This window comes from Streptomyces sp. NBRC 110035, from assembly GCF_000829695.1.
Lineage (GTDB): Bacteria > Actinomycetota > Actinomycetes > Streptomycetales > Streptomycetaceae > Streptomyces.
This window is the reverse complement of sequence record NZ_BBNN01000019.1, coordinates 37332-57894: the sequence shown is the minus strand read 5'-3', so window position 1 is coordinate 57894 and position 20563 is coordinate 37332. Positions and strand designations below refer to the sequence as shown.

Annotated in this window: 19 protein-coding genes; 13 read left to right on the top strand and 6 right to left on the bottom strand. The window is 72.7% G+C overall.

Annotated elements, in window-relative coordinates; translation table 11 throughout:
* Positions 1–374: 374 nt before the first annotated feature.
* The gene (locus TU30_RS08690; protein ID WP_078878176.1) at positions 375–1013 is read right to left on the bottom strand and encodes a TetR/AcrR family transcriptional regulator; all 639 of its coding nucleotides are present in this window, start codon (positions 1011–1013) and stop codon (positions 375–377) included.
* 274 nt (positions 1014–1287) lie between these two features.
* On the opposite strand from TU30_RS08690, the gene TU30_RS08685 reads away from it, so the two are divergent.
* The 4 genes from TU30_RS08685 to TU30_RS08670 are packed head-to-tail and all read left to right on the top strand — an operon-like array spanning position 1288 to position 6140.
* A complete protein-coding gene (locus TU30_RS08685; protein WP_042166765.1) occupies positions 1288–1881 on the top strand; it encodes a (2Fe-2S)-binding protein in 594 nt (197 codons plus the stop codon).
* Complete coding sequence (locus tag TU30_RS08680; protein WP_042166763.1) at positions 1878–2870, top strand: xanthine dehydrogenase family protein subunit M; 993 nt, start codon at positions 1878–1880, stop codon at positions 2868–2870. The genes TU30_RS08685 and TU30_RS08680 overlap by 4 nt, the downstream gene beginning before the upstream one ends.
* Positions 2867–5014, top strand: a complete 2148-nt coding sequence (locus TU30_RS08675) for a xanthine dehydrogenase family protein molybdopterin-binding subunit (protein WP_042166760.1) — start codon at positions 2867–2869, stop codon at positions 5012–5014. The genes TU30_RS08680 and TU30_RS08675 overlap by 4 nt, the downstream gene beginning before the upstream one ends.
* On the top strand, positions 5007–6140 hold the full coding sequence (locus TU30_RS08670) for an XdhC/CoxI family protein (protein ID WP_042166758.1): 1134 nt from the start codon (positions 5007–5009) through the stop codon (positions 6138–6140). Before TU30_RS08675 ends, TU30_RS08670 begins: the two co-directional genes overlap by 8 nt.
* Positions 6141–6251: 111 nt before the next feature.
* Here TU30_RS08670 and TU30_RS08665 read toward each other — a convergent pair whose 3' ends face one another.
* On the bottom strand, positions 6252–6815 hold the full coding sequence (locus TU30_RS08665) for an NAD(P)H-dependent oxidoreductase (RefSeq protein WP_042166755.1): 564 nt from the start codon (positions 6813–6815) through the stop codon (positions 6252–6254).
* A 186-nt stretch (positions 6816–7001) separates the two neighbouring features.
* Between TU30_RS08665 and TU30_RS08660 the strand changes: the two genes are divergently transcribed.
* From TU30_RS08660 to TU30_RS08650, 3 genes are all read left to right on the top strand, one after another.
* Entirely contained in the window at positions 7002–7667 is a 666-nt protein-coding gene (locus TU30_RS08660; RefSeq protein WP_042166753.1) for a TetR/AcrR family transcriptional regulator, read from the top strand.
* 137 nt (positions 7668–7804) lie between these two features.
* Complete coding sequence (locus TU30_RS08655) at positions 7805–8899, top strand: LacI family DNA-binding transcriptional regulator (RefSeq protein WP_370626596.1); 1095 nt, start codon at positions 7805–7807, stop codon at positions 8897–8899.
* A gap of 247 nt (positions 8900–9146) precedes the next feature.
* On the top strand, positions 9147–10583 hold the full coding sequence (locus TU30_RS08650) for an aldehyde dehydrogenase family protein (RefSeq protein ID WP_042166751.1): 1437 nt from the start codon (positions 9147–9149) through the stop codon (positions 10581–10583).
* A gap of 32 nt (positions 10584–10615) precedes the next feature.
* Here TU30_RS08650 and trxA read toward each other — a convergent pair whose 3' ends face one another.
* Positions 10616–11008, bottom strand: coding sequence for a thioredoxin (trxA, locus tag TU30_RS08645; protein ID WP_042166749.1), 393 nt, complete (start codon positions 11006–11008; stop codon positions 10616–10618).
* 120 nt (positions 11009–11128) lie between these two features.
* Between trxA and TU30_RS08640 the strand changes: the two genes are divergently transcribed.
* Positions 11129–12580: an NAD(P)/FAD-dependent oxidoreductase gene (locus TU30_RS08640; RefSeq protein ID WP_042167134.1), complete on the top strand. Its 1452-nt coding sequence runs from the start codon at positions 11129–11131 to the stop codon at positions 12578–12580.
* A gap of 91 nt (positions 12581–12671) precedes the next feature.
* Here TU30_RS08640 and TU30_RS08635 read toward each other — a convergent pair whose 3' ends face one another.
* The gene (locus tag TU30_RS08635; protein WP_042167132.1) at positions 12672–13316 is read right to left on the bottom strand and encodes a peptide deformylase; all 645 of its coding nucleotides are present in this window, start codon (positions 13314–13316) and stop codon (positions 12672–12674) included.
* 146 nt (positions 13317–13462) lie between these two features.
* Between TU30_RS08635 and TU30_RS08630 the strand changes: the two genes are divergently transcribed.
* Complete coding sequence (locus tag TU30_RS08630) at positions 13463–14929, top strand: PepSY domain-containing protein (RefSeq protein WP_078878174.1); 1467 nt, start codon at positions 13463–13465, stop codon at positions 14927–14929.
* 139 nt (positions 14930–15068) lie between these two features.
* Here the strand turns inward: TU30_RS08630 and TU30_RS08625 are convergent, their stop codons facing one another.
* A complete protein-coding gene (locus tag TU30_RS08625; protein WP_042166745.1) occupies positions 15069–15452 on the bottom strand; it encodes a tetratricopeptide repeat protein in 384 nt (127 codons plus the stop codon).
* A 50-nt stretch (positions 15453–15502) separates the two neighbouring features.
* Positions 15503–15742, bottom strand: coding sequence for a hypothetical protein (locus tag TU30_RS32835; protein WP_052479760.1), 240 nt, complete (start codon positions 15740–15742; stop codon positions 15503–15505).
* 189 nt (positions 15743–15931) lie between these two features.
* On the opposite strand from TU30_RS32835, the gene TU30_RS08615 reads away from it, so the two are divergent.
* The 4 genes from TU30_RS08615 (at position 15932) to TU30_RS08600 (ending at position 20308) form a co-directional block, all read left to right on the top strand.
* Positions 15932–16897 carry a pirin family protein gene (locus tag TU30_RS08615; protein WP_042166744.1) on the top strand — a complete coding sequence of 322 codons (966 nt, stop codon included), beginning with the start codon at positions 15932–15934 and terminating at the stop codon, positions 16895–16897.
* 530 nt (positions 16898–17427) lie between these two features.
* The gene (locus TU30_RS35950) at positions 17428–17778 is read left to right on the top strand and encodes a hypothetical protein (protein WP_158719305.1); all 351 of its coding nucleotides are present in this window, start codon (positions 17428–17430) and stop codon (positions 17776–17778) included.
* A gap of 971 nt (positions 17779–18749) precedes the next feature.
* Complete coding sequence (locus tag TU30_RS08605) at positions 18750–19088, top strand: MerR family transcriptional regulator (RefSeq protein WP_042166740.1); 339 nt, start codon at positions 18750–18752, stop codon at positions 19086–19088.
* A gap of 647 nt (positions 19089–19735) precedes the next feature.
* A complete protein-coding gene (locus tag TU30_RS08600) occupies positions 19736–20308 on the top strand; it encodes a DUF6328 family protein (RefSeq protein WP_042166737.1) in 573 nt (190 codons plus the stop codon).
* Positions 20309–20563 lie beyond the last annotated feature (255 nt).

The window sequence follows — 20563 nt, the reverse complement described above, 5'->3', positions numbered from 1 at the left end:
CCTGGGCGGCCGCCGTGCGGGCACGGCGTGGGGGAGCGGGGCCGAGGTCCTTCGTGGAGGCGCCCGCACCGTGCCCCGCGGACCCCGCGGGAGTGCCGTGGCCTGCCGTCCATCTCAGCCGCAGGCCGAAGAACCCGCAATGCGAGAGGGGCCGTGAGGGGAACGGGGCATCTCCCGCGGCGCAGCCGACTGTCTCCAGGACCTCCCGCAGGCCGCCGGGACGAGGGCGGTGCCGACGAGGGCGGCGGTCATGTCGGCGGGGCCGATACGCGAACCGGGCCGTACTCCCGGCCGGAGCACCCGCCACGCGCACAGCCTCCGGCCGTCACGTCGCGCAGAGGGCCTCCGGTCCCGCCGTCACCGGCTGTCCGCGCCTACCGCCGTCCGGGCGCCCCGGCGCGCAGCCCGTCCATGACGATGTCCAGCACCCGGGTGGCGCTCGGCTGCCAGTCCGCGGTGGGATCCAGCTGCCAGAGGCCGCCGATCGCGAGCAGCATGTCGTCCACGGTCACTCCGGGCCGGATGGTTCCCGCCTCCTCGCAGGCGCGCAGCAGAAGGCCGGCCGCCTCGATCACGGGGCTGGGTCCCGGCTTCGCCGGGCCGCCCGGCGCGCCGGTGGCCTGCCTGATGGCGTCGGCCAGCCCGGCCTTGGTCATCGCGAACCGGGCGAGCCGGTCCATCCACTCGCGCAGGGCATGGTCGGGCTCCCGGGTCTCCAGCAGCCGGGCAGCGCTGTCGGCGACCTGGCGCATCTCGTGGCGGTAGATCTCCAGGACGAGGTCCTCCCGGCTGGGGAAGTTCCGGTAGAGCGTGCCCTGGCCGACGCCCGCCCTCTTGGCGATCACGCTCAGCGGGGTGTCGGCCGACCGGGTCAGCTCGACCAGGGCGACCTCCAGAATGCGCTCGCGGTTGCGCTGCGCGTCCGACCGCAGGGGCGCCTGCGCGCGCGGGGGTACGGGCTTGTCCTGAGGCTTGTCCTCGCCGCCCGGCGTCTGCCCCGTGTCCTGACCCATTCGTCCGTCCTCCTTCCGGGCGTGGCCGAAACCCGTCCTTGCTAAGCGGACAGCTGTCCACTAAATTTCCGGTAACGGACAACCGTCCGCTTCGGCACATCGTATCGGTGACCGCGGACGGTGCGGGAGAGCGGGCAGGTGTGCCCGCGGACGGCCGGCGCCGGCGCTCCCGGTCCGTGTGCAAGATCCCCCTGCCGACCTTCTGACCGATTCCTTTCCGTCCGCCTCCCGAGGGCCCCGCAGGCCTGCACGGATCCGCGAAAGAAGGCTGTTCATGCCCCCCTCGACGTCCAGCAGCGTCACCCTGAACATCAACGGCGAGAAGCACGTGCTGTCCGTCGACCCCCGCACCACCCTGCTCGACGCCCTGCGTGAGCGCCTCGATCTGACCGGCACCAAGAAGGGCTGTGACCAGGGGCAGTGCGGCGCCTGCACGGTCCTGGTCGACGGCCGTCGGACCCTCTCCTGCCTGCAACTGGCCGTGGCGGCGGAGGACCGGGAGATCACCACTGTGGAAGGCCTCGCCGAGGGGGAGCGGCTGCACCCCGTGCAGCAGGCCTTCCTCGACCTGGACGGCCTCCAGTGCGGCTACTGCACACCCGGCCAGATCTGTTCCGCCGTCGCCGTCATCGAGGAGCACGCAGCGGGCTGGCCCAGCGCCGTCACCGACGACGTACGGCCCGAAGCGGGACCGCCGCCGCTGACCCCGCAGGAGATCCGCGAACGCATGAGCGGCAACCTGTGCCGCTGCGGCGCCTACGTCTCGATCGTCGAGGCCGTCGCCCGCGCCGCTGCCGAAAGCCCCGGGGGCGCCGGCGCCCCCGAAGACGTCACAACCGCCGGAGCCACCGAGGAGGCTGCCGCATGAGGGAGTTCGACTACCGGCGCGCCGAGGACGTCCCCGGCGCGGTCGCCCTGCTCGACGCCGACCCCGACGCCCGCTACCTCGGTGGCGGAACCAACCTCGTCGACCTGATGAAGACCGGCGTCGAACGCCCCGCGCGGCTCGTCGACATACGTCGGCTCCCCCTGGACCACATCGAGTCGACCGGTGACGGCGGACTGCGCATCGGTGCCACCGTGACCAACAGCGATCTCGCCGCCCACCCCGAGGTCCGCCGACGCTACCCGGCGCTGGCCCAGGCGGTGCTCGCCGGAGCCTCCGGGCAACTGCGCAACATGGCCACCGTCGGCGGGAACCTGCTTCAGCGCACCCGCTGCGGATACTTCGCCGACGTGACCAGGCCCTGCAACAAGCGCCTCCCCGGCAGTGGTTGCCCCGCCGTCGAGGGCGAGCACCACAACCACGCCGTCCTGGGCGCCTCCGAGCACTGCGTCGCCGTCCATCCCTCCGACATGGGGGTGGCACTGGCCGCGTTCGACGCCGTCGTCTCGTATCGGACCGCCGACGGAGCAGGCGAGGTGCCTCTCGCCGACTTCTACCTGCCCGTCGGCGACACCCCGCACCGGGAGACCGCCCTGCCGCCGGGCGCGCTCATCACCGGCGTCACGCTGCCGCCCGTGCCGTCGGCCTCCCGCTCCCGCTACCGCAAGGTGCGCGAACGCGCCTCGTACGCCTTCGCGATCGGCTCCGTCGCCGCCGCCCTCGACATCAGCGACGGTGTCGTGCGCGAGGCGCGGCTCGCCTTCGGCGCGGTCGCGTCCCGGCCGTGGCGGGCGTACGCGGCCGAACACGTGCTGAACGGGGCCCCGGCGTCCGCCGACCGCTTCGCCGCGGCCGCCGACGCCGAACTGGCCGGGGCCCGGACGCTGCCCGGCAACGCGTACAAGGTGACCCTCATGCGCAACCTCGCGGTGGCCGTCCTGTCCGAACTCGCCGAGGAGACCGCCCGATGACCGCCACCACAACCGACCGGGCCACCCCCACGGGCGCGGTGGGCACCGCACACACCCGCGTGGAGGGCCGTGACAAGGTGACCGGAGCCGCCCGCTACGCGGGCGAGATCCCCTTCACCGGCCTCGCCCACGGCTGGCTGGTGCTGTCCACCGTGGCCCGCGGCCGGATCGGCTCCGTCGAGACCGCCCCCGTGCTCGCGATGCCCGGTGTGCTCACCGTGCTGCACCACGGCAACGCCCCGCGCCTCCACCTCGACTACGTCGGCCTGCTGGGCGTCCCGCCGGACCCCACCGCCGCCGTCTTCCAGAACGACCGGATCCCGCACGCCGGCTGGCCCGTCGCGCTCGTCGTCGCCGAGACCTCCGAGCAGGCCCGCGAGGCCGCCGAGGCGCTCGTCGTGACGTACGAACAGGAGCCGCACGACATCGAGTTCCACGGGGAGCGCCCCGAGGCGTATCCGGTGGACGGCCACATGCCCGGGGTGACGGAGAAGGGCGACCTGGAAGCCGAACTCGCCGCGTCCACCCATGTCGTGGACGTCGAGTACACCACCCCCGAAGAGCACCACAGCATGATGGAACCGCACGCGGCGACCGCCCTGTGGGACGGCGGGCGGCTCGAGGTCGTCGACTCCAACCAGGGCACCACCTGGGTCGCCGACGAACTCTCCCGGATGTTCTCCCTCGACCCGTCCGCCGTGCGGGTGCGCTCCGAGCACATCGGCGGCGGCTTCGGCAGCAAGGGCCTGCGCGCCCACCAGGTGTCCGCGGTGATGGCCACCACCGCGCTGCGGCGCCCGGTCCGCGTTGTCCTGACCCGTCGTCAGATGTTCTCGCTCACCGGCTACCGCAGCCCCACCGCCCAGCGGATCAGGCTCGGCGCCGGCGCCGACGGCCGGCTGCGCGCCCTGGAGCACCGCTCGCTCAGCCAGACGTCGACGGTCTGGGAGTTCGTCGAGCCCAGCGCCGGCGTGGCACGGGTGATGTACGACGCCCCCGCCCACCGCACCGCGAACGAGGCACTGCGGCTGAACGTGCCGTCACCGACCTGGATGCGGGCGCCGGGCGAGGCCCCGGGAGCCTTCGCGCTGGAGGCGGCGCTCGACGAACTTGCCGAGCGGTGCGGCGTCGACCCGATCGAGCTGCGCCTGCGCAACGAACCCGACCGGGGCCCGGTCTCCGGGATGCCGTTCAGCGGCCGCAACCTCGACGCCTGCTTCCGGGAGGGCGCCCGCCGCTTCGGCTGGGCCGACCGCGACCCGCGACCCGGCCTGCGCCGGGAGGGGAACCTGCTGATCGGCACCGGCACGGCCGCAGCTTCCTTCCCCGCGGGCGCCGGCCCCTCCACGGCCGCGGTGACGGCAGAGGCGGACGGCACCTTCACCGTGCGGATCGCGGCGGCCGACATCGGCACCGGGGCCCGTACCGCGCTCACCCTGGTCGCCGCCGACGTGCTCCGGGTGGCGCCCGCGCGGATCCGGATGCGGATCGGTGACAGCGACTTCGGTCCCGCGATGATCGCCGGCGGTTCCACGGGAACCCGCTCCTGGGCCTGGGCGATCACCGTCGCCGCCGACGAACTGCGGGAACGCCTCGCGCCGGGGACAGGCATTCCCCCGGAGGGCATCCCGCCGGAGGGCATCACCGTACGCTCCGACACCACCGCGGCCCTCGGTGCCCTGGCGCAGGTGGAACGGCACTCCTTCGGGGCGCAGTTCGCCGAGGTCGCCGTGGACGTCACCACCGGCGAGGTGCGGGTGCGCCGCTTGCTCGGAGTCTTCGCCGCCGGGCGGATCGTCAACCCCCTCACCGCGCGTGGCCAGCTCGTCGGCGGAATGATCTGGGGCATCTCCATGGCCCTGCACGAGGAAGGGATCCGCGACCGGGTCTCGGGCTCCCACTACTGCGGTGACCTCGCGGGCTACCACATCGCCAGTCACGCCGACGTACCGCTCGTCGAGGCGTACTGGGTGGACGACCCGGACCCCGACGACCCGGTCGGCATCAAGGGCATCGGCGAGATCGGCATCGTCGGGGTCGCGGCGGCCGTCGCCAACGCCGTCTGGCACGCGACCGGAGTGCGGCACCGGACCCTGCCCATCCGGCCGGACCGGATCCTCACCGCGGGCGGGCCGCATGTTTGACATCGCCGACGAGCTGCGGCGATGGCTCGCCGAGGGAAGGGAGTTCGCCGTCGCCACCGTCGTCTCCGTGAGCGGCAGCGCACCGCGAGGGCCCGGCGCGGCGCTCGCCGTCGACGATGAGGGAACGGTGATCGGCTCGGTCTCCGGCGGCTGCGTCGAGGGAGCGGTGTACGAGCTGTGCGCGGAGGCGCTCGCGGACGGCGGGACGCGGGTCCAGCGGTTCGGGTACAGCGACGAGGACGCCTTCGCGGTCGGTCTGACCTGCGGCGGGATCATCGACATCATGGTCACCCCGGTCGGCGCGCACGCCCCCGCCCGCGAGGTGCTCTCCTCGGCTCTGTCCGCGGTGGCCGACGGCGGGCCCACGGCGCTCGCCCGGGTCGTCCGCGGCCCGGCCGAACTGCTCGGCGGCGTGCTGCTCGTCCGCCCCGACGGGTCGTACGAGGGCGGCCTCGCCGGACATCCGGAGCTGGACCGTACGGCGGTGGCCGAGGCACGGGCCCTGCTGGACGGCGGACGCACCGGCACCGTCGGCCTCTCGGCGGACGGATCGCACTGCCCCGGCGGGGTGACCCTGTTCGTGGAGTCGGCGCAGCCGCCGCCCCGCATGATCGTCTTCGGTGCGGTCGACTTCGCGGCGGCGCTGGTGCGGGCCGGCAAGTTCCTCGGCTACCGCGTGACCCTCTGCGACGCCCGGCCGGTGTTCGCCACCCGGGCACGTTTCCCGGAGGCGGACGAGATCGTCGTCGACTGGCCGCACCGCTACCTGCGTACCACCGTCACCGACGGGCGCACGGTGCTGTGCGTGCTCACCCACGACGCCAGGTTCGACGTGCCGCTGCTGGCGCTGGCGCTGGCGCTGCCGGTGGCGTTCGTCGGGGCGATGGGGTCGCGCCGTACCCACGTGGACCGGGAACGGCGCCTGCGCGAGGCGGGTGTGAGCGAGCGGGAGCTGGCCCGGCTCAGGTCGCCGATCGGCCTCGATCTCGGGGCGCGCACGCCGGAGGAGACCGCCGTGTCCATCGCGGCGGAGATCGTCGCGGCCCGCCGGGGCGGCACGGGCGCGCCGCTGACCGGCACGCGGACACCGATCCACCGCGAGGAACGTGCGGCGGTGGTGGTCTGAACCGAGGCGCCGGACAGGACGCACGCCCACAGAGGGGCCGGAGCCGCGGTCCCACGGCTCCGGCCCCTCCGGCCCCTCCGGGCGCCTCGGGCACGGTCACGCCGGGTCCCGTCAGGCGGCGGTCGCCGCGGTGGCGTGGCTGTTCAGGCGGACGACGACCTCGGTGAGCCGGCCTGCCACCTCGGAGTCGTCGGCGGGGTGGATCCCGGCGAAACGGGTCATGGAGCCGGGAATGGAGAGCTTGATGTCCTCGATCACCTTCCCGCCCGCGATACCGAGGGCCTTGCGGGCCTCGTCCTGCGCCCAGACACCGCCGTACTGGCCGAAGGCGGTGCCGACCACGGCGACCGGCTTCTGGCCGAGGGCGGAGGCGCCGAACGGGCGGGACAGCCAGTCGATCGCGTTCTTCAGGACGGCCGGGATCGTGCCGTTGTACTCGGGAGTGAAGAACAGCAGGGCGTCGGCGCCCGCCACGGCCTCGCGCAGCCGGGCGGCGGCGGCCGGGACGGTGCCCTCGACGTCGATGTCCTCGTTGTAGAACGGGATCTCCCCAAGTCCCTCGTGGAGCACGATCTCGGAGCCCTCGGGCGCGAACTTGACCGCGGCCTCCGCGAGCTGACGGTTGTGCGAACCGGAACGAAGGCTGCCTACGAGAGCAAGGATGCGAACAGACATACGAAACTCCTGGGGGTGTGAAGGTGTGGCACGGGGGACGGCGGGCAGGGTGAATCACCGGGTGGAACGCAGGGCGAGGCCGCCGGCGAAACATTGCCGCAATCATCCGGACCGGGGTCCGGTTACGTTTCTAGCACTCCAAGCGGACCGCGGTCCAATTTCTTCCCGATGCTTTACGCTGGCCTCATGTCCCCTGTCCCGCCGCCCGCCCCGATGCCGCAGGAGCCAGTCCGACCGCAGGAGTTGCTGCAACTCGGTGTCGAGCCCGACGAGCCCTGCCTGCGGGCCGACGCCGCGCGCAACCGTGCCCGGCTCCTGGAGGCCGCCGCTCTGCTGGTCGCCGAGCGCGGCGCGGACGGTCTCACCATGGAGGCGGTGGCCGCGGCGGCGCAGGTGGGCAAGGGGACGGTCTTCCGTCGCTTCGGCGACCGCACCGGACTGCTGACGGCCCTGCTCGACCACTCCGAGAAGAAGTTCCAGGCAGCCTTCCTCAGCGGCCCCCCGCCGCTGGGCCCCGGCGCGCCGCCCGCCGAGCGGCTGCGGGCCTTCGGCGCCGCCATGCTGCGCCGCACGGCCGACGAGCTGGATCTTCAGCTCGCCGCCCAGCCCTGCGCCGACCGCCGCTTCACCAACCCGCCCTATCGTGTGCTGCACCGGCACGTGACGCTGCTGCTGCGCGCGGCGGTCCCTGATGCGGACTGCGACCTCCTCGCCCACACCCTGATGGCCCAGCTCGACCCCGCGCTGGTGCACCACCTGACCCGGCAGTGCGGGATGCCGCTGCCGCGGCTGGAAACCGCGTGGGTGGACGTCGTCGACCGTCTGACGGCGCCCGCCGCGGCCGCCCGCTGACCCGGGGCCGGGCATCCGCGTCCGCCCGGCCGCCGGACCGGCAAGACCGTCCTGAACTGCGGCGGACGCGGTGCGTCACGCACTCAACTCCCCCGGGCGAAGGGCCCGTTCACGCTTCTGCAAGGATGCGTTACGTCATGGTGCAGATACCGAACCCGCCCGCGCCCGCATCCACCGCACCGACGTGCTCCGTGCCCGCAGGTGCCGTGCCCGCGCAACCCGTGCCCGCCCGCCCCCTGCCGGGCGCGGTGCCCACGAGCGCCGACGTGGCCCGCCTGGCGGGCGTGTCGCGCGCGACCGTCTCCTACGTCCTGAACAACGCCGACGCCGTCCGGATCAGTGAGCCCACCCGCCGCCGTGTCCGCGAGGCCGCCAGGGAACTCGGGTACGTGCCGCACGCGGCGGCCCGCAGCTTACGCGCCGGGCACAGCCGCATGGTGCTGATGCCTGCCCCGGCCTTCCCGGTCGGCCCGGTCTACAGCCAGTTCATCAACGACCTCCAGGTGGCGCTCGGCCGCCTCGACTACACCGTCGTGCAGTACGGCACCGTCGGCGTCCACGACGACGAGGCCGCCCGCGCCTGGGCCGAGCTGCGTCCCGTGGCCGTGCTGGTCCCCGGTTCAGGACTCGGCCCCCGGGGCGTCGCCGTCCTCAAACGCTCCGGCGCGCGGGCCGTGGTCACCCTCGGACCGGAAACCGTCGAGGGTGCGCACGCCCTGCTGATGGACCACGACGTCGTCGGCCACGGCGCCGGAGCCCACCTGTTCGACCGGGGCCGGCGCCGCATCGGCGTCGTCGTCCCGCGCGAGCCCGGCCTGGAGGCGTTCTCCGCGCCCCGGCTCGCGGGAGTGCGGGCCGCCCTGCACGGCACCGACGCCACGGTCACCGAACTGCCCCTCGCCCACGACGAGGGCGCCGCCACACGGCTCGCCGCCCGCTGGCGCGCCCTCGGCCTCGACGCGGTGTTCACGTACAACGACGAGTACGCGATGCTGCTGATGCGGGCCCTGCAGGACGCCGGCGTCCGCGTCCCCGAGGAAACGGCCGTGGTCGGTGCCGACAACCTCATGCTGGGCCGGCTGCTGCGGCCCCGGCTGACCACCGTCCACCTCGAGGTGCCGTCCGGCACCGAGCTCGCCGAACTCGTCGACCGCGCGGTGCGCGATCCGGCCGCCGCCCCCGAGTCGCACAAGGTGCTGGGCGCATCGGTGATCCAGCGGGAGTCCGGCTGACACGGGGCGGCGCGGGCCGGTGCGGGGCCGGTGGGCATGCGGTGCGCGATCACCTCGTCGCATGATGGGGGGAAGCCGGCCCGTCCCGGTGGACGGGAGCCCACCTCCGTACCGGGGCATGGGCCGGACGTCCTGCGCCCCGGATGCGGCGTGACCGGGATGGTGTGTGCTCAACCACGTGGTAGGTGCAAGGACAACCGGGCTCGCGCTCGCGCGGGGCCCCGGCGACCGATCGGAGAGCCGTCATATGCCGTTGCTCGACCCCACGACCTGGCAGGCCCGCCCCCTCTCGGGACCCGACCGCATCGTCACCGAACCCGCCACCGGCGAACAGCTGGCCACCGTCACCCTCGCCACCGGTGACGATGTGGGGGCCGCCGCCGAAGCGGGCCGCGCCGCACAGACCGAGTGGGCCGGGGCCCCGCACTTCGTGCGTGCCGCGGTGCTCCGCAAGGCCGGCGACCTGTTCGCCGCGCACGCCGACGAGCTGCGGGAATGGCTGGTCCGCGAGTCCGGCAGCATCCCCGGCAAGGCGGACTTCGAACTGCACGTCGCCGCCCAGGAGTGCTACGAGGCCGCGGCCCTGGCCTCCCGCCCGGTCGGACAGGTGCTGCCCACCGAGGGGCCCCGGCTGTCCTACACGCGGCGGGTGCCGGTCGGTGTGGTGGGCGTCATCGCCCCGTTCAACGCACCGCTGATCCTGTCCATCCGCTCCGTCGCACCGGCCCTCGCGCTCGGCAACGCGGTCGTCCTGAAGCCGGACCCGCGCACCGCGGTCTGCGGCGGACTCGCGCTCGCCGCGGTGTTCACCGAAGCGGGGCTGCCCGAAGGACTGCTGCACGTCCTGCCGGGCGGCACCGAAACCGGCCAGGCACTCGTCGCCGACCCACGGATCCCCGTCATCTCGTTCACCGGCTCCACCGGCGCGGGCCGGCACGTCGGCGAGGCCGCAGGCCGTCACCTCAAGCGGGCCCACCTGGAACTCGGCGGAAACTCCGCGCTGGTCGTGCTCGAGGACGCCGACATAGAGGCGGTGATCTCCACGGCCGCCTGGGGATCGTTCTTCCACCAGGGCCAGATCTGCATGACGACCGGACGCCACCTGGTGCACGCCTCGCTCTACGACGAGTACGTGGAGCGGCTGGCCGCCAAGGCGAACTCGCTCGCCGTCGGCGACCCGCACCGCGACCGGGTCCATCTCGGCCCGCTCATCGACCAGGGGCAGCTCGACAAGGTGCACGCCCTCGTCGAGTCCAGCACGGCCGGCGGCGCGACACTCGCCGCGGGCGGCGCCCACGACCGGCTCTTCTACCGGCCCACCGTCCTCGCGGACACCCACGACGACACACCCGCCTACGCGGAGGAGGTCTTCGGCCCCGTCGCACCCGTACGGCCCTTCGGCAGTGCCGACGAGGCCGCCGCCCTGGCCGCCGCGAGCCCCTACGGACTCTCGCTGGGCATCGTCACCCGGGACGCGGCCCGCGGCCTGGACCTGGCGGAGCGCATTCCTACGGGGATCGTGCACATCAACGACCAGACCGTGAACGACGAGGCCGTTGCCCCGTTCGGCGGCGTCGCCGCCTCCGGCACCGGTTCCCGCTTCGGAGGAGACGCCAACATCGAGGCGTTCACCGAGGTGCGCTGGACCACCGTGCGCGGGGACGTCGCCCGGTACCCGTTCTAGTCGCAAAACCGGGGCGGTCGCCCGCCCCGGTTCTAGGTGTCCGCCTTGCCGTCGCCCTGCGCCGCCTGCTGCTCGGCGATGGACTTGCGGACCTCGTCCATGTCCAGCTTCCGGGCCTGGCCGATGACGTCCGTCAGCGCGGCCTCCGGCAGCGCGCCCGGCTGCGCGAACACGGCCACCTGATCGCGGACGATCATCAGCGTCGGGATCGACTGGATGTCGAAGGCCGCGGCCAGCTCCGGCTGCGCCTCCGTGTCCACCTTTCCGAACACCAGGTCCGGGTTCTCCTCCGCCGCCTTGTCGTACACCGGCGCGAACTGACGGCACGGTCCGCACCAGGACGCCCAGAAGTCGATCAGAACGAACTCGTTCTCCGTGACCAACTGGTCGAAGTTCTCCTTGGTGAGCTCCACGGTCCTGCTCATTGCGTATGTCCCTCTTCCTGATGTCGGGGCGGGATGCCGGTACAACCACGGCCGTCGGGTCACGTATTCCGCGCCCCTACCCATGTGGCCACCGGCCACACCACCCACCAGACTGGCGTCATGACACAGACGCAATCGCAATCGCCGGAGTCGGAGACCCTCCACTACGACGTCGTCGTGCTCGGTGCCGGGCCCGTGGGGGAGAACGTCGCCGACCGCACGCGCGCGGCGGGGCTGACCACCGCGATCGTGGAGAGCGAACTGGTGGGCGGCGAGTGCTCCTACTGGGCGTGCATGCCCAGCAAGGCCCTGCTGCGCCCCGTCCTCGCGCGCGCCGACGCCCGCCGCCTTCCCGGCCTGAGCGCGTCGGTGCAGGGGGCGCTCGACGCGGGCGCGGTCCTGGCCCGCCGCAACGAGTACACCTCCCAGTGGAAGGACGACGGCCAGGTGCAGTGGCTGGAGTCCGTCGGTGCCGACCTCCACCGCGGCGTCGGGCGGCTCACCGGCCCGCGCACGGTGGCCGTCACCGCCGCCGACGGAACACGGCGCGTCCTCACCGCCCGGCACGCCGTCGCCGTCTGCACCGGCAGCCGTGCGCTGCTGCCCGGCATGCCCGGACTCGACGAGGTCGCGCCCTGGACCAGCAGGGAGGCCACCAGCGCCCAGGCCGTGCCCGGCAGACTGGTCGTGGTCGGTGGCGGTGTCGTCGCCACCGAGATGGCCACGGCGTGGCAGGGGCTCGGCTCCCGGGTCACACTCCTGGTACGCGGCAAGGGCCTGCTGCCCCGTATGGAGCCCTTCGCCGGGGAACTGGTCGCCGAGGCGCTCACCGAAGCCGGCGTGGACCTCCGTACCGGCACCTCCGCCACCTCGGTGACCAGGGAGAACGGTGTCGTCGTGGTCGTCACCGACACGGGGGAGCGGATCGAGGCCGACGAGATCCTCTTCGCCACCGGCCGTGCCCCGCGCACCGACGACATCGGCCTGGAGACCGTCGGCCTGGAACCCGGCTCCTGGCTCACCGTGGACGACAGCCTCCGAGTGACCGGTCAGGACTGGCTCTACGCGGTCGGTGACGTCAACAAGCGTGCCCTGCTCACCCATCAGGGCAAGTACCAGGCACGTGTCGCGGGCGCCGCCATCGCCGCCAGGGCAGCGGGGGAGCCGGTGGCCGGCCAGGCGTGGGGCGCGCACACCGCCACCGCCGACCACGACGCCGTCCCCCAGGTGGTCTTCACCGATCCGGAGGCGGCCTCGGTGGGCCTCTCCCTGGCCGAGGCGGAGGAGGCGGGGCACCGGGTCCGCGCCGTCGACGTCGACCTGGCCTCGGTCGCGGGCGCCGGTCTGTACGGCGAGGGCTACAAGGGCCGCGCCCGCATGGTCGTCGACCTCGAGAGCGAGACTCTGCGCGGCGTCACCTTCGTCGGCCCCGGCGTGGGTGAACTCGTCCACTCGGCCACCGTCGCGGTCGCCGCCCAGGTGCCGGTCGCCCGTCTGTGGCACGCGGTCCCGTCCTATCCGACGATCAGTGAGGTGTGGCTCCGTCTGCTGGAGGCGTACCGGGACGCCTGAGGGACCGGGCCGGGCCCGGGCGGGCTCTCCTGCCCCGCCCCGGGCCCGGCCCGGGGCCCCACCCTCTCCCCGAGCCCGAGCCCGAGCCCGCTCACGGGAGTTCGAAACCCAGTGCCCGCGCGGCATCCGCCGGGGTGGGCTGCGTCCAGCGCTCCGCAACCGCCTGATGGGACGACAGCGAGCGCGGCTCGGCCCGGTCGAGGTAGAGCGTGCCGTCGAGGTGATCCGTCTCGTGCTGCACGATCCGGGCGGGCCAGCCGCCGAACACCTCGTCCACCGACCGCCCGTGCTCGTCCTGCCCGGTCAGCCTCACCTCGGCGTGCCGCGTCACCACCGCCTGGTACCCGGGCACGCTGAGGCACCCCTCGAAGAACGCCGCCCGTCCGCTGCCGACCGGTGTGCAGACCGGATTGACCAGCACCCGGAACGGCTGGGGCACCCGAGCGCGCGCCACCGCCACCTCCTCGGGGACGGGCGCCGGATCCTCGATCACCGCGATCCGCAGCCCCACCCCGACCTGCGGCGCGGCCAGCCCGACCCCCGGCGCGGCGCGCATGGTGACCCGCAGCGCCTGCACGAACCGGGCCAGCAGCGCGGAGTCCAACTGGCCGTCGAAGGGGTCGGACACCCGCCGCAGCACCGGGTCCCCGGCCGCGACGAGGGGCAACGGCCCGTCACCGGCGACGAGTCGCTCGACCCGGTCGGCCAGGGGCACACGATCGTTCGGAGTTCCCATCGCGCCAGGATGCCATGGGCCGGCCGGACGGCCGCCGTCATGAGTGGCGCAGGTCACACGCCCCTCCGGGAACCGGGTGTCCCGTCGCTCCGACCACTGGAGCAGCATCACGGCCGTCAAGTCGCCCCCCCGGGAGAAGCCCACCGATGACCACCACTCCCTCGACCACCACGGACGAGGCACTCCGGCCCCCCGCCCCCGCACGGCAGGGAACCGGTTGGAGCACCCTGCGCCCCCTGATTCTGCGCCTGCACTTCTACGCGGGCGTGGTGGTGGCCCCGTTCCTGCTCGTCGCCGCCCTCACCGGCCTGCTGTACGCCGTGTCCTTCCAGGCCGAGAAGATCGTCTACGACTATGAGCTGACCGTCCCCGTCGGCGACCGCGAACTGCCGATCTCCGAACAGGTCGCCGCCGCCCGCAAGGCCCACCCCGAGGGCACGGTCTCCGCCGTACGTCCCTCGCCCGAGGCGGGCGCGACGACCAGGGTGATGCTGTCCGGCATCGCGGGCGTGGACCCGAACCACACCCTCGCCGTGTTCGTCGATCCGTACACCGGGGAGGTGCGCGGTGCGCTCGAGCAGTACGGTTCCAGCGGCGCGCTGCCGTTGCGCACCTGGATCGACGAGTTCCACCGCGACCTGCACCTCGGCGAAACGGGCCGCCTCTACAGCGAGTTCGCGGCCAGCTGGCTGTGGGTGATCGCCGGCGGCGGCCTGGTGCTGTGGTTCTCCCGCCGCCGCGCCCTGCGCAGGATCCGCGGGACCAGCGGCCGACGGCGCACGCTGGGTCTGCACGGCGGCATCGGTGCCTGGGTCGCGGTCGGCTTCCTCTTCCTCTCCGCGACCGGGCTGACCTGGTCCACGTACACCGGCGCCAACATCGCCGACCTGCGCACCTCGCTCGGCCAGGAAACGCCCGCGGTGTCGGCGGCGGCGGGCGGCGAACACGCGGAGCACGACACGGCCGGCGGCACCGGGGGCGACGCGGCGCACGGGGTCGGCCTCGACCGGGTCCTCGCGGCGGCACGGGCCGAGCGGCTCGACAACCCGGTGGAGATCGTCCCGCCCGCCGACGCGGACTCCGCGTACGTCGTCAAGCAGATCCAGCGCAGCTGGCCCGAGAAGCAGGACGCCGTCGCAGTCGACCCGGCCACCGGGCAGGTCACCGACGTCGTACGGTGGGCCGACTTCCCGGTGCTCGCCAAGCTCAGCCGCTGGGGCATCGACCTGCACACCGGCAGCCTCTTCGGCCTGCCCAACCAGATCGCGCTGATGCTGCTCGCCGCCTCGCTGATCCTGCTGATCCTGTGGGGCTACCGGATGTGGTGGCAGCGCGGCCGGGGCTCGTCCTTCGGCCGGCCGATCCCGCGCGGCGCCTGGCAGCAGGTCCCGCCGTACATCCTCGTCCCCCTCATGGCGTCGACCGCCGCAGTCGGCTACTTCGTCCCGCTGCTCGGCCTTCCGCTGGCCGCCTTCCTCGCCGTCGACATCGTCCTCGGAGAGCTCGCGCACCGGAGGGGCCGGAGAAAGGCGGGGGCCGGGGGAGCAGGGGAAGCCGGAAAGGCCGGGGGAGTCGAGGGCGGCGAACCGGCCGGGGCGACGCGGACGCAGTAGCCGGAGCGCACATCCTGGCGAACCGTATGTCCGGGCGAACCGGCGCGCGCCGGTGCCCGGCCTCCCCCGGTGGGGAAGGACCGGGCACCGGCGCGCGTGACCTCACTGCACAAGGCCGGTCCGTGCACGGGCCCGCTGCCTACGCGGGGTCGAACTCGAGGTCGACGCCGCCGGAGTCGTCGTCGAAGTCGCCCGCCAGGGCGGCGGCGATCCGCAGGTGGGAATTCGCCTCCTCGCTCAGCCCCTGCCGCTCCAGGGTGCGGCCGAGCATCAGCCGGGCGTAGTGCTCCACCGGATCGCGCTCCACGATGACGCGCAACTCGGCCTCGGCGCGGCGCAGTTGGGCCGAGTGGTAGTAGGAGCGCGCCAACAGCAGCCGCGGTCCGGTCTGCTCCTGCACCTCCTCGACCAGGCCGCTCAGGACGCGCGCCGCGGCGGTGTAGTCCTTGGCATCGAAGAACAGCCCGGCACGCTCCCAGCGCTCGGCCGGGGTCCCGTGGTCGTAGTAGTACGTGGTGTCCACTGGTGACCTCCTTCGCCGCCGACAACGGACGGGGTTGCTTGAATATTCCACTAATGGCCCGGGGTGGCGGCCTCGGCGGTCGGCTCCCGGCTGACCCGCCCCGTGAGGAGCGCCGGCCCCCGTCCGACGGCAACGAGTTCATCGGACGGAATGCCGGCGTAGACCCTGGCGGCGATCGCCTTGGTCTCGGCGTCCGTCGTGTCGTACCGTTTCCTGCCGGCATCCGTGATCCGCACCGGAGAGCCCTCGTCCGGGGCCGGCGGTTCCGCGCCGATCAGCCCGTCGATCACGCCGCCGGCCTCCGGGCGGCCGGCCCTCAGGGCGCCGTTGGTGTCCCCGGCCGGACGGGCGCGGTCGACCGGCCCCCTCGGTCACGGCGACGAGCCGGAGGGTCACCGGCTGCCGCAACGCCTCCCGCCGCCTTCCACGTGGCGCGGCGCCTGATGGACGCATTGGCCCGCAGGGCTAAGTTGTGCGGCATGAGCAATCTCGAGCGGGAGGCCGTTCCCTCCCTGTGCGGTGGGCGCGGCTTCGTGGTGGCAGAGCCGGTGCGTGAACTCCTCAGTCCCCGAAAGGTCGGGCTCGGGGAGTCCAGTGAGGTCCGGCGGCTGCTGCCGAACCTGGGGCGGCGCATGGTCGGCGCCTGGTGCTTCGTCGACCACTACGGTCCCGACGACATCGCCGGCGAGCCCGGCATGCAGGTGGCCCCGCACCCGCACATGGGTCTGCAGACGGTGAGCTGGCTGCACGAGGGCGAGGTCCTGCACCGCGACTCCACGGGCAGCCTCCAGATGATCCGCCCGCGCGAACTGGGTCTGATGACGTCCGGCAGGGCGATCAGCCACTCCGAGGAGAGCCCTCGCCCGCACGCCCGCTTCCTGCACGGCGCCCAGCTCTGGGTCGCCCTCCCGGACGGCCACCGTCACACCGACCCCCACTTCGAACACCACGCCGACCTGCCGGTCGTCACGGCGCCGGGGGCCGACGCCACACTCGTTCTCGGCAGTCTCGACGGCGCCACCTCGCCCGGCACGGCGTACACCCCGATCGTCGGTGCCGACCTGTCCCTGTCCGACGGTGCGGACGTCCGCCTGCCGCTGGAGCGCGACTTCGAGTACGCCGTCCTCGCGATGTCCGGCGAGGTCCATGTGGACGGCGTACCGGTACTGCCGGGTTCGATGCTCTACCTCGGCTGCGGCCGCGACGCACTGCCCCTGCGCGCCGAGTCCGACGCGTCCGTGATGCTCCTGGGCGGCGAGCCGTTCGAGGAGGAACTGATCATGTTCTGGAACTGGATCGGCCGGACCCAGGAAGAGATCGAACAGGCCCGCCGGGACTGGACGGAAGGCACCCGCTTCGGCGAGGTGAAGGGGTACGACGGCGCCCCGCTGCCGGCCCCCGAACTGCCGCCGGTGCCACTGAAACCGCGAGGGAGAATCCGCTGACCTTGCGGGAATGTTTGACTTCTGGTCGTCGGTGGGCTGGAGGTGGTCGGGCGTCGCCGGAGCGACCGTCCGTGAGTGGCCGTGCCCGTACTCTTGCCGGCCTGACGCCGACTTGCCTGACGCCTCGTCGGCTGTGATGGGCGCACTCCTTTCGCAGCTTCGTCGCGAGCGGCGGTCTTCGGGGGCTCGGTGATCAGAAGGGCGTGGTCCGGGTCCCGCGGTGACGGCTGAACGCGATGGGTCTCCCGAGATGCTGATGTGCCGATGCGTGACTAGGCTCACTGAGTGAATGCCGTAAGCACGGCACGCCCGACCGGCCGACTGGTTCCCGAACCGAGCGGACCAAGGCCACAGTAATCGCCCGCGTGTACCGACGGGCGCCCTGGAGGCATCGGCGGTCGAGCCCGTGCACCGGATCGGCATGCAGTGACGTGCAAAGCCCCTGTCGCAACTTTTGTTTGCGGCTGCGGCCATCCATTCCCGTACTCCCTTTCGGAACGAGGGAGACGATGGAGCGAAAGGTATTTCCCATGCGAACACAACGCGCGAGGCGCCTCGCCGCGGCGTCAGCCGCAGGGCTGCTGATGGCCGGCGGTGTCGCCGTCGGCACAGCAGGCACCGCTTCGGCCTCCTCTCAGGGCTACAGTCACAGCCAGTACTGCGAGGACGACCGCTCCGGGTGGGACAACGACTGCGACGACGGCAACGGTCGTGGCGGTAACGGTGATCACGACGATCGCGACGGCAACGGTCGTGGCGGTAACGGTGATCACGACGATCGCGACGGCAACGGTCGTGGCGGTAACGGTGATCACAACGATCACGACGGCAACGGTCGTGGCGGTAACGGCGATCACAACGGCTACAACGACAAGGACTGATAACACACCGGCCACAACGCGATGTGCGACCCCTGGGGGTCGCACATCGCGCCGCCCTGGTTTGAATCGGCAGAGAAATACGACGGAGCCCCCCTGCCTGCTCCCGAGCTGCCGGCCGGTACCGCTGAAACCGCGAGGAAGACTCCGCTGAACCGTCAACCGCCTGAGTGCCGGCGGTGGCGGGCGGGGGAGTCCGGCGTTCTCCCCGTCGCCTTGCGAAGAGGCGGCAGGGTGCGAGCGGGGCGGCGCACCGTCGGTCCCCTCCATCAGTCCACCCCGGCACCTCCTCAACCCGGCAGGCTCGATTGCCTCACCGTCGAACACGCGGAAATCTGCATCGGTGGGAGTAGACATTGGGTGGTGGTGTGGCTATGGTTTCTCTCGTAGTCGAGATCGGCAAGGCCCGGCAGACATGAACTGGCGGGAGCAGTGCACGCAGTTGCCGTACGCAGGACGGTGCGGTGGTGGAGTTCCGAAGCCAGAGCGGTTGCAGGACGGCGACGGGGCTGACGACCGGACCGGGTGGCCCGCGGTGATCAGGGGCCGCCGTGAGCAGTACCCAGCAGCGAAGTCAGTGAGCAGTACCTCGGTGAAGGCGTCGGCTGCGGACGCGCGCACCGGGAAGTTCGGCAGTGGGTTTCCAGGCCGGAGCAGTTCGCACCACCAGCAGTACGTAGGAAAGCAGTACCGGCAACAGGTAAGTGATCGATCCCAGAGGGAAGAAACGGAGGAGCCAGGCGCCATCAGGATCGCCCGGGCGGAAGTCCGAGCCCGGGTACCGCAGGACATCGATAGTGAGGTGGTCTCCGGTCGAGCAACCGCGATCCCCGCACCCCCGGCAGCGCTCAGGTCGGGTCCGCGGAAACAGAAGGCCGGCGCAGTACCAGGGCCGGCAGATGGTGTAGCAGTTCCTTCGGGGCCCTGGTGCCATTGGCACCAGGGCCCCTCCATGCATTCCACAGAGAGGTGCGATGACAGCAGACGACTCGTTCGGCCGTCTCGATGACGACGACTACCCCGCCTACACGATGGGCCGGGCCGCCGACATACTCGGCACCACCCCGGGCTTCCTCCGCGCCGTCGGAGAAGCCCGGCTGATCACCCCGCTCCGCTCTCCGGGCGGCCATCGCCGCTACTCCCGCTACCAACTGCGCGTCGCCGCCCGTGCCCGGGAACTCGTCGACCGGGGCACCCCCGTCGAGGCCGCCTGCCGCATCGTCATCCTCGAGGACCAGCTCGAAGAAGCCCAGCGCATCAACGCCGAACACCGACGCGCCGCCGAATCGGCGAACCCCACGGCAGCGGCCTGAGACGGCTGCGACCCGCGATCCTCCCGGCGGCTTCGTCGCTGCCGCGCACGCACATCACCCGAAACACTCCAGCGGTTCTCGAACGCCTGGACCGTCACGGTGCCGACCTGCCTCGCCGACACGGCACCGCCGGAGGCGGACCGCAAGCCAGCAGGGCCTTGAACAGGGACGGGCCGGCACCACGTGAGTCCCTCGTGTGGTGCCGGTGATGCGCCGGCGGGCAGCCATCCGCTGCCTCCGCCCGGCCCACCACGCCACGAACGGCATGAACGTCGCCGTCCCCACCTGGGCGCAGGGCCCCCGCCACCGCGCCCGAGCGGCAGTCCCCCGGTCAGCCTGACTCGCAGTCAGCGCAACCCGGGACGGCAGCCTGTCGCGCCGCCCCCGGTCGGAGCGCCTGAGCGGGCGCGGTGACGCCGGGTGCCGGCCTCGCGGCCGGTAGGCGGGTCTCCGCCTCCCGCATCCAGGACGCCCCGCACACTCACCGGGAAGCGGTAGGTGCCGGGGGAGGCGCGCAGCTTCCGGCCCGGCCGGATTTCCGACCTGTCCGCCTGCTCACGTTCCCGACCAGGGCCGGGTGGCATCCGGTTGCTGCCGGCATGCAACGAAGCAGGGCGGGCAGACGGAGGTTCGGAACGGGAGGAAACATGAGCCTGGCGGTGGAGTCGACCGATCGGCCGGAAGCGGAGACCGGCCGATGCGGTGGGTGCGGCGATCACGCCACCTCTCCGGGGGACGAGGCGTCGGAGACCCCACGTGAGCGCGTCAATCGCCGGTGGAACGAGATCATGCAGGAGACACGCGTCGCGCAGACGGGAGTCCAGATCCTCTTCGGCTTCCTGCTCAGCGTCGCCTTCACGCCCCTGTTCCACGACTTGGGCACGTTCGACCACATCGTCTACGTCATCACGGTGGTGTCGGGCGCGGCGGCGACCGCATCCCTGATAGCACCGGTGTCGATCCACCGCTTCCTGGCCGGGCAGCGCATGAAGGACGAGATGGTGGAGGTGGCGCACCGGCTCATGATGTGCGGCATGGCTCTCCTGGCCGTGACGATCGGCTGCACCCTGCTGCTGATCCTGCACGTCGTCCTGCCGGGCCTCATGGCGAAGCTGCTTGTCGGCGCGGTGATGCTGTGGTTCGCGCTGTCCTGGTACGTCCTCCCCCTGTGGCTGCGCCGTCGCTCGACCCGCCGAGCAGCACAGCAGGACCCTTCCTGACGGATGCTCCGCAGGCATCGCTCCGACCGCCTGTCCGTCGACGTTTTCCGGGCCACCGTCCACCACGCACGAGCCGGTCGGAGTCCAGGCTGTGACGGACCGTCGCCGAAACAGCCGGCGGTCCGGGAGCGGCAGGTCGGTCCGGGTGGCCACGGCGTGATCGTGGAACACCGCGGCCGGCGGTCCCACTGGACGGTAGGGGCGGCCGGGACCCCTCACGGCTCGGCCGGTCAGCGGCTCGGCGTCGGCGGGCCG